Annotated in this window: 7 protein-coding genes; 3 read left to right on the top strand and 4 right to left on the bottom strand. The window is 73.4% G+C overall.

The features are described from left to right. Positions 1-243: 243 nt before the first annotated feature. Positions 244-1074, top strand: a complete 831-nt coding sequence (locus F8274_RS28725) for a 1,4-dihydroxy-6-naphthoate synthase (RefSeq protein ID WP_151465489.1) — start codon at positions 244-246, stop codon at positions 1072-1074. Here F8274_RS28725 and F8274_RS28730 read toward each other — a convergent pair. Both F8274_RS28730 and F8274_RS28735 read right to left on the bottom strand, forming a co-directional pair. Further along, the gene (locus F8274_RS28730; RefSeq protein WP_088997128.1) at positions 1035-1421 is read right to left on the bottom strand and encodes a cold-shock protein; all 387 of its coding nucleotides are present in this window, start codon (positions 1419-1421) and stop codon (positions 1035-1037) included. The genes F8274_RS28725 and F8274_RS28730 overlap by 40 nt on opposite strands. A gap of 27 nt (positions 1422-1448) precedes the next feature. Next, positions 1449-2072, bottom strand: a complete 624-nt coding sequence (locus tag F8274_RS28735) for an HAD family hydrolase (RefSeq protein WP_151465490.1) — start codon at positions 2070-2072, stop codon at positions 1449-1451. A 61-nt stretch (positions 2073-2133) separates the two neighbouring features. Here F8274_RS28735 and F8274_RS28740 point away from each other — a divergent pair, with 61 nt between their 5' ends. Further along, entirely contained in the window at positions 2134-4602 is a 2469-nt protein-coding gene (locus tag F8274_RS28740) for a helicase-associated domain-containing protein (protein ID WP_151465491.1), read from the top strand. Here the strand turns inward: F8274_RS28740 and F8274_RS28745 are convergent. Continuing rightward, positions 4599-4835, bottom strand: a complete 237-nt coding sequence (locus F8274_RS28745) for a hypothetical protein (protein WP_151465495.1) — start codon at positions 4833-4835, stop codon at positions 4599-4601. The genes F8274_RS28740 and F8274_RS28745 overlap by 4 nt on opposite strands. A 114-nt stretch (positions 4836-4949) precedes the next feature. Further along, entirely contained in the window at positions 4950-5807 is an 858-nt protein-coding gene (locus tag F8274_RS28750; RefSeq protein ID WP_151465492.1) for a L,D-transpeptidase family protein, read from the bottom strand. 175 nt (positions 5808-5982) lie between these two features. On the opposite strand from F8274_RS28750, the gene F8274_RS28755 reads away from it, so the two are divergent. Next, entirely contained in the window at positions 5983-7662 is a 1680-nt protein-coding gene (locus tag F8274_RS28755; protein WP_151465493.1) for a DNA repair helicase XPB, read from the top strand. Positions 7663-8349: the final 687 nt, after the last annotated feature.

The raw sequence follows: 8349 nt of genomic DNA on the forward strand, positions 1-8349 counted from the left end.
CAGTCAAGGCGAGGATCGTGCCTGACATCCCACGGGCGAGGAGGAGCCCCGCCACAGCGGTCGGGCTGAGTCGCGGGCGACATCACCGGCCCAGCCCTCATGGCCCACCGTTGAGTCATTCCCGGCATCAGCTCGACAGGCAGCGACCAGTTGTCCCCGACCCCGTCAGGCGGGAGTGGCTCGGCTCGCATCCACCGGGACCAGGGTGACGAGCCCAAAACCGGGCGGGGCTACGGTGGGGGCGTGGCGCTCTCCCTGGCGATCTCGCCCTGCCCCAACGACACCTTCGTCTTCGACGCCCTCGTGCACGGCCGGGTGCCCGGCGCGCCGGCCGTCGAGGTGACCTACGCCGACGTCGACGTCACCAACACGGCCGCCGAGCGTGGCGCGTTCGACCTGGTGAAGGTGAGCTACGCGGCGTTGCCGTGGCTGCTCGACGACTACCACCTGCTGCCCTGCGGGGGTGCGCTCGGCCGGGGCTGCGGCCCGCTGGTGCTCACCCGCGGCGACCGGACCGACCTGTCCGGCGCGACGGTGGCGGTGCCGGGTGAGCGGACCACGGCGTACCTGCTGTTCCGGCTCTGGGCGGCGGAGCAGCCGCCGGCGCGGATCGAGGTGGTGCCGTTCCACGAGATCATGCCGGGGGTGGCCGCCGGGCGGTACGACGCCGGGCTGGTGATCCATGAGGCGCGTTTCACCTATCCACGGCACGGGCTGACCGCCCTGGTCGACCTGGGCGAGTGGTGGGAGGGCGACACGGGGCTGCCGATCCCGCTCGGCGCGATCCTGGCCCGCAAGGGCGCGGTGGACCCGGTCGAGGCGGCCGCCTGGATCCGCGAGTCGGTCCGGCAGGCGTGGGCCGACCCGGAGGCCAGCCGGGAGTACGTGCTCGCGCACGCCCAGGAGATGGAGCCCGACGTGGTGGACCGGCACATCGGCCTCTACGTCAACGAGTTCACCGCCGACCTGGGTGAGGCCGGCTTCGCCGCCGTGGAGGCGCTGCTGGGCCGGGCCGCCGACGCCGGGCTCGTCCCTCAGACCTCCAGCTCGCGCGCCACCGCGTGGACCAGCTGAGCGATCTTCTGCGCGGTCTTCCGGTCCGGGAAGCGGCCCCGGCGCAGGTCCGGCTGGACCTTCGCCTCCAGCACCTTGATCATGTCTTCGACCAGGCCGTGCAGCTCCTCGGCCGGCCGGCGGCGCAGTTCCGCCACCGACGGCGGCGCCTCCAGCAGCTTGACCCCCATGGCCTGGGCGCCCCGCCGGCTGTCCACCACGCTGAAATCGACCCGCTGGCCGCCCTTCAGATCGGTGACACCCGCCGGTAGCGCGCCCTTCGGCAGGAACACGTCGCCACCCTCGTCACTGGTGACGAACCCGTATCCCTTGGCCGCGTCGTACCACTTCACTCGACCCGTCGGCACGTGAAACCCCTGCTTCGCTCGGAACCTCTACCCCTCCAAGGCTAGCCGGATGATCCGGTCGAGCGCCGCTGGGAATCCGCCGAGATCATCCAGCACCACGTGTGCTCCGGCCGCGCTCAGCTCGTCCCTCGTGCAGGGGCCGGTCGCCACTCCCACGCCCGGGATTCCCGCAGCCTGTGCGGCGGTCATGTCGGCCACGTGGTCGCCCACGTAGAGGGTGGCGCCGTGCTCCCGCAGGGCGGTCGCCTTCTGCTCGGCGAACAGGTCACCGGCCAGCTCGTCGACGGCCAGGCCGAGGTGGTCCAGGTGCAACTTCGCCAGCCGGCCGATCTTGGAGGTCACCACCATGACGCGGCCACCGCGCGCGTGCACCGCCGCGATGGCGGCCTCCGCGCCGGGCATCGGCAGGGTCGGGGTGATCGCGTACGCGGGGTAGAGCTCCCGGTACGCGAGCACCGCCTCCTCGACCTGCTCGGGCGGGAACCAGTGGGCGATCTCGGTGCGCAGCGGCGGCCCGAGGCGGGAGACCGCCAGGTCGGCGTCGACGGGTACGCCGGTCCGCGCGGTCAGCGCCCGGTAGGCGGCCGCGATGCCGGGGCGCGAGTCGACCAGGGTCATGTCGAGGTCGAAGCCGACCATGAGCGAGGGCATGTCGAGAACGTACCTGTCCGAGGGGCGCGACCGGCCCCGGCCGGGCTAGCGTGGAACGACGATGACCACCTCATTCGCCGACCACCTGCGGACCCTTCCCGACGAGTCCCTGGCCGCCCTGCTCCAGCTGCGGCCGGACCTCGTCGTGCCCGTGCCGGCAGACGTCTCCGCCCTCGCCATCCGCGCCCAGTCGCGGGTCTCCGTGGCGCGGGCGCTCGACGGGCTGGACCAGTTCACCCTCCAGATCCTGGACGCCGCCCGGCTCACCCGGGACCCGGAGGCCGGCGGCACGGCCACCGAGGCCATCCTGGCCCTGGCGACCTCCGGCCCGAATCCGCCCGCCCCGAACGCGGTCCGCGGCGCGGTGAACCGGCTCCGAGCCCTGTTCCTCCTCTACGGGCCCGAGCACGACCTGCACGTGGTGGGCGGCGTCGACGAGGTCTCCCCGTACCTCGCGGGTCTGGGCCGGCCGGCCGCGGAGCTGGACCCGCGCGCGGCGGCCGTCTGCACGGACCCGGCGAAGCTGCGGCGGACGCTGCTGGCTGCGCCGCCCTCGGCCCGGGCGATCCTGGACCGGCTCGCCGCCGGCCCGCCGGTCGGCACGGTGCCGCATGGCGCGCTGGAGGCCCCCGCCGTCGGCGAGGAGGACATCCTCCCGCCGGACCTGGTCAACGGCGGGGCGGCGACCGGCTCCCCGATCCGGTGGCTGGTGGAGCACCGGCTGCTCGTCCGGATGTCGGCGGTCAAGGGCGGCGGCACCGTCGAGCTGCCCCGCGAGGTGGGGCTGCTGCTGCGCCGGGACACCGGCCCGCTCGGGCCGCTGCGCACCAGCCCGCCCGAGATGTCGAGCCCGCCGCGGGAGGCCAAGTCCGTCGACTCGGCCGGCGCCGGGCAGACCATGGAGGTGGTCCGGCACACCGAGGCGCTGCTGGAGGCCCTGGCCGCCGAGCCGGCCCCGGTGCTGCGCTCCGGTGGCGTGGGCGTCCGGGACCTGCGCCGGCTGGCCCGCGGCCTCGGGCTGGACGACCCGACCACCGCGCTGATCTTCGAGGTGGCCTACGCGGCCGGGCTGGTCGGCGAGCTGGACCTCACCGGGGCGATGACCAGCCGGTACGGAGGCGACCAGCAGATCCTGCCCACCGGCGGGTACGAGGTGTGGCGGGCCGCCTCGCTGGCCCAGCGCTGGGAGCAGCTGGCCCGGGCCTGGCTGACCATGACCCGCCAGGTGGGCCTCGTGGGCCAGCGCGACGACCGGGACCGGCCCATCTCGGTGCTCTCGGCCGAGGCGGAACGGGCCGGCGCGCCGGCCGCCCGGCGTTCGGTGCTCGCCGTGCTGGCCGACCTGCCCCCGGCCACCGCACCGACCCCGGACGAGGTGCTGGAGCTGCTGGACTGGCGGGCGCCGCGCCGCGCCCGGGGCCGGGAGGGCGCGCACCGCGAGGTGCTGGCCGAGGCCGCGCAGCTCGGGGTGACCGGGCTGGGCGCGCTGACCTCGTACGGGCGGCTGCTGCTGGTCGAGCTGAACGACGCCGACGAGCGGGCCGACGACCCGCTCGGGTTGCAGTCCGAAGCCGAGTCGGGCGAGCCGTCCACCGCCGTCCGCGCGCTGGACGCGCTGCTCCCCGCCCCGGTCGACCATTTCCTCGTGCAGGCCGACCTGACCGTCGTGGTGCCCGGCCCGCCCGACCCGGCGCTCGCCGCCGAGCTGGACGTGATGGCCGAGCACGAGTCGGCCGGCGGGGCGAGCGTCTACCGGGTCACCACGGCCAGCGTGCGGCGGGCCCTGGACGCCGGCTACTCGGCCGACGACCTGCACGCGCTGTTCCGCCGCCGGTCGCGTACCCCGGTGCCGCAGGGGTTGAGCTACCTGGTGGACGACGTGGCCCGCAAACACGGCGGGCTGCGGCTCGGCTCGGCCGGCGGCTACGTGCGCAGCGACGACGAGGCGCTGCTCACCGAGGTGCTGGCCGACAAGCGGCTGGAGTCGCTGGCGTTGCGCCGGCTGGCGCCGACGGTGCTGGTCACTCCGTACCAGGTGAACCGGATGCTGACCGCGCTGCGCGACGCCGGTTACGCGCCGGTGGCCGAGGACGCCGGCGGCGCGGCCGTGCTGGCCCGGCCGAAGACCCGGCGGGCGCCGGCCCGCGTGCCGGCGGCCAGCCGCAGCCTCGACCCGCTCGCGGCGCCGCGGCTGCCCATGCCCCGGCTGCTCGGGGTGGTCGAGCAGATCCGCCGGGGTGACGCGGCGGCCCGGGCGGCGCGCCGCGCCCCGGACGTGGTCCGCGGGGCGGCGCGCAAGGGCCCGGGGCCGGCGCACACCCACAGCGATGCCCTCGCCGTGCTCCAGCAGGCGGTACGGGACAAGGCGCTGGTCTGGGTCGGTTACGTCGACGCGCACGGGGGGACCGCGTCCCGGCTGGTCCGGCCGGTGTCGATCGGTGCCGGCTACCTGCGCGCCGAGGACGAGCGCACCGAGATGCTGCACACCTTCGCGCTGCACCGGATCACGGCGGCGGTGCTGGAGGACTAGTCGCCGTTGCGGCGCAGGGTGCCGACCACCGAGACGGTGAGCAGCAGGGCGAACGCGGCCCCGGCCGACTCGCCGACCGAGTCGACGAAGCCCTGCCGCTGCACCAGCAGCCCGAACAGGAACCAGCCGAAGATGCCGGTGGCGGCGGCCGCGTAGCCGAACAGGGCCGCCGGTGAGACCTCCGGCTGGCGCGCCCGGTCGTCCTCGGGAAGCACGTCGTGGTCGACGGTCATCTGCAGCCCCTCCCCCGCACCGTGGTGGACCCCCTCCAGCGTGGCACCGGAGGGGGTCACCCGGACAGGGGATAAAACCCTGATCCGGGCGCGGGGGTCACGCCCGGCCGGGTATCAGGTGCCGGGGCGGCGGCCGAAGACGACCACGCGGGTGCCGACCGAACCCAGCTCCCAGAGCCGCACGGCGTCGCGGTGCAGCAGGTTCACGCAGCCGTGCGAGCCGATCGAGGAGTTGTGCAGGTACGTCGTCGTCTCGTGGAACCCGATCCCGCCGTTGAACCGCTGCCAGTAGGGCAGCCACACCTCGTACGGGTTGGACCACTCGCGCATGTTCTTCCCACCGACCGAGTAGGTGCCGGTCGGGGTGGCGTAGCCGGACATGCCGGTGCGGGTCACCGTCGGGCCCATGACCACCTTGCCGCCGCGCATCGCCCAGACGGTCTGCCGGGTCAGGTCGACGCAGAAGGTGGTGCCGGAGCCGGCGCGGCAGCGCCCGGTGTCGGTGCTGGCCAGCCGCTTCGCCACGTCGTACGTGGTGGGGCCGGCGCGACCGGAGGCGGGGCTGATCCCGTACCGGAGCTGGAACTTCTTGATCGCCGTGCAGTCGGCGGCGGACTGCTTACCGTCCACGCTCAGCGTCCCGAAACCGCCCAGCCGGCTCAGGTACGTCTCGACGGCCCGCTGCTGCTCCCCCTGAGGGCACCCGGCGGGCTTGGACGGCTTCGGCGTGGCCGGCTTCGGGGTGGTGCGGCTGGGCTTGGGCGTCGGGCTCGGCTTCGCCGACTCCGACGGCGCCGGCTGCTCCGGCGCGGGCGGCGCGCTCGCCCCCGATGCCTCCTCCGTCACGCCGACGGGCTGCGGGGCGGCGGCCCCGGACCCGTCGACCTGCGGATCGTGCGCGCACGCACCGACGCCGACCAGCACGACCACTGCCAGGCCGACGGCCCGGGCGGCGAAACGGACACGCTTCATGGGCCCTCCCCCTGGACAGTTGTCCCGCTTGCTAGACGTCCGTGAGCAGTGTGACGTTGCGTGTCCAGCGAGACTTTTTCCGGACACCCGTCGGCGTGCAACACTGGATGGTCCGCCTTCGGCAGGTCAGCCGCCGTGCGGGCGAGAATTTCCGACTCTTGGAGAGGACGCTGGCGTGAGCGGTGGACCACTGATCGTGCAGTCGGACAAGACCCTGCTGCTGGAGATCGACCACCCCGACGCCCAGGCGTGCCGGATGGCCATCGCGCCCTTCGCCGAGCTGGAGCGCTCCCCCGAGCACGTGCACACCTACCGGCTCACCCCGCTGGGCCTGTGGAACGCCCGGGCCGCCGGCCACGACGCCGAGGGCGTGGTGGACACGCTGATCAAGTACTCCCGCTACCCGGTGCCGCACGCGCTGCTGGTCGACGTGGCCGAGACGATGGACCGCTACGGCCGGCTCCAGCTCGCCAACGACCCGGCGCACGGCCTCGTGCTCCGCGCCCTGGACCGGCTGGTGCTCATCGAGGTCGCCAAGAGCAAGAAGCTCGCCGGGATGCTCGGCCCGAAGCTCGACGACGACACCATCCAGGTGCACCCCTCCGAGCGGGGCCGGCTCAAGCAGGCGCTGCTCAAGCTCGGCTGGCCCGCCGAGGACCTGGCCGGCTACGTCGACGGCGAGGCGCACCCCATCGAGCTGGCCGAGGCCGGCAAGAACGGCAGCAAGCCGTGGACCCTGCGGTCGTACCAGCGGGAGGCCGTCGAGGCGTTCTGGGCCGGCGGCTCCGGCGTGGTCGTGCTCCCCTGCGGCGCCGGCAAGACGCTCGTCGGGGCGGCGGCCATGGCCGAGGCCAAGGCGACCACGCTGATCCTGGTCACCAACACGGTCGCCGGCCGCCAGTGGAAGCGCGAACTGATCGCCCGCACGTCGCTCACCGAGGACGAGATCGGCGAGTACTCGGGCGAGCGCAAGGAGATCCGCCCGGTCACCATCGCCACGTACCAGGTGCTCACCTCCCGCAAGAAGGGCGCGTTCACCCACCTCGACCTGTTCGGCGCCCGCGACTGGGGCCTGGTCGTCTACGACGAGGTGCACCTGCTGCCCGCGCCGATCTTCCGGTTCACCGCGGACCTCCAGGCCCGCCGCCGGCTCGGCCTCACGGCGACCCTGGTACGCGAGGACGGCCGCGAGGGCGACGTGTTCAGCCTGATCGGCCCGAAGCGGTACGACGCGCCGTGGAAGGACATCGAGCAGCAGGGCTGGATCGCTCCGGCCGAGTGCACCGAGGTCCGGGTGACGCTGACCGACGCCGAGCGGATGTCGTACGCGACGGCGGAGGCCGAGGAGCGGTACCGGATGGCGGCTACCGCCCGGACGAAGCTGCCGGTGGTGCGGGCGTTGGTTCAGCGGCACCCTGGTGAGCAGGTGCTGGTCATTGGGGGGTACATCGACCAGCTGCACCAGCTCGGGGAGTATCTGGACGCGCCGATCGTGCAGGGGTCGACCACCAACAAGGAGCGGGAGCGGTTGTTCGACGCGTTCCGGTCGGGGGAGGTCAAGACTCTGGTGATCTCCAAGGTCGGGAACTTCTCGATCGACCTGCCGGAGGCGGCTGTCGCTATTCAGGTGTCGGGGACGTTTGGGTCTCGGCAGGAGGAGGCGCAGCGGCTGGGGAGGGTGCTCCGGCCGAAGGCCGATGGGCGGCAGGCGCACTTCTACACGGTCGTCTCTCGGGACACGATCGACACGGAGTACGCGGCGCACCGCCAGCGCTTCCTCGCCGAGCAGGGGTACGCGTACACCATCGTGGACGCCGACGACGTACTTGGCCCGTCGCTGCCCTCGTTTGACTGACCACAGCCGTTAATCGACGCCCGGCGGCGTAACCGTCTCGCCCGAAGACCAGCCGTCCCTACGCCACTCGGTGTTCTGCGACCGCCCACTGCCCAACGGGGGCCGCTGCGCCCTGCCGGTGGACCACACCTCGCCCTGCGCGCGCCGCGCACCGTGGATCACCCGCCCCTGAGCACGACCGATGCCGTGGCCAGTGGTGGCGGAATGGCGGCTGTCCCAGCGGGTACGCGGACTGGAGGCAGGGCGGGTAGACACGCCACGCTGGGAGAGCGCCATCTCCGATCTGACGCATGAGAGAAGAGAGGCACGCGATGAAGGACAGAATTCTCACCCCGATCAAAAGGGCAACAAAGACCATCCAGGTGCGCCGTAAACGGGGAGACGCCCTGATCACCAAGGCGAAGGCCACCCGGCCCGGCCGGCTCTTCCAGTAAGCCCGACACACCGGACCGCCCGGGCGATCGAGCCGTCCGGTGAAGACAAGCGCTGCCAGCGCGCTCGGCCTCCACGAAGGCCGAGCGCGTCGGGTTTACCGCAGGCTACGAACGGCGGCGCAGGTAGCGGGCCCGCCGGCCGGCGTCCTGGAACCCGAGCCGCCGGTACAGCTCGGCGGCCGGGTTGTTGTCGTTGACGCAGAGCCACACCTCCTGCGCCCCGTCGGCCGCCAGACCGACCAGCGCACGAGCC

It is taken from the genome of Micromonospora sp. AMSO31t, assembly GCF_008868175.1.
GTDB lineage: Bacteria > Actinomycetota > Actinomycetes > Mycobacteriales > Micromonosporaceae > Micromonospora.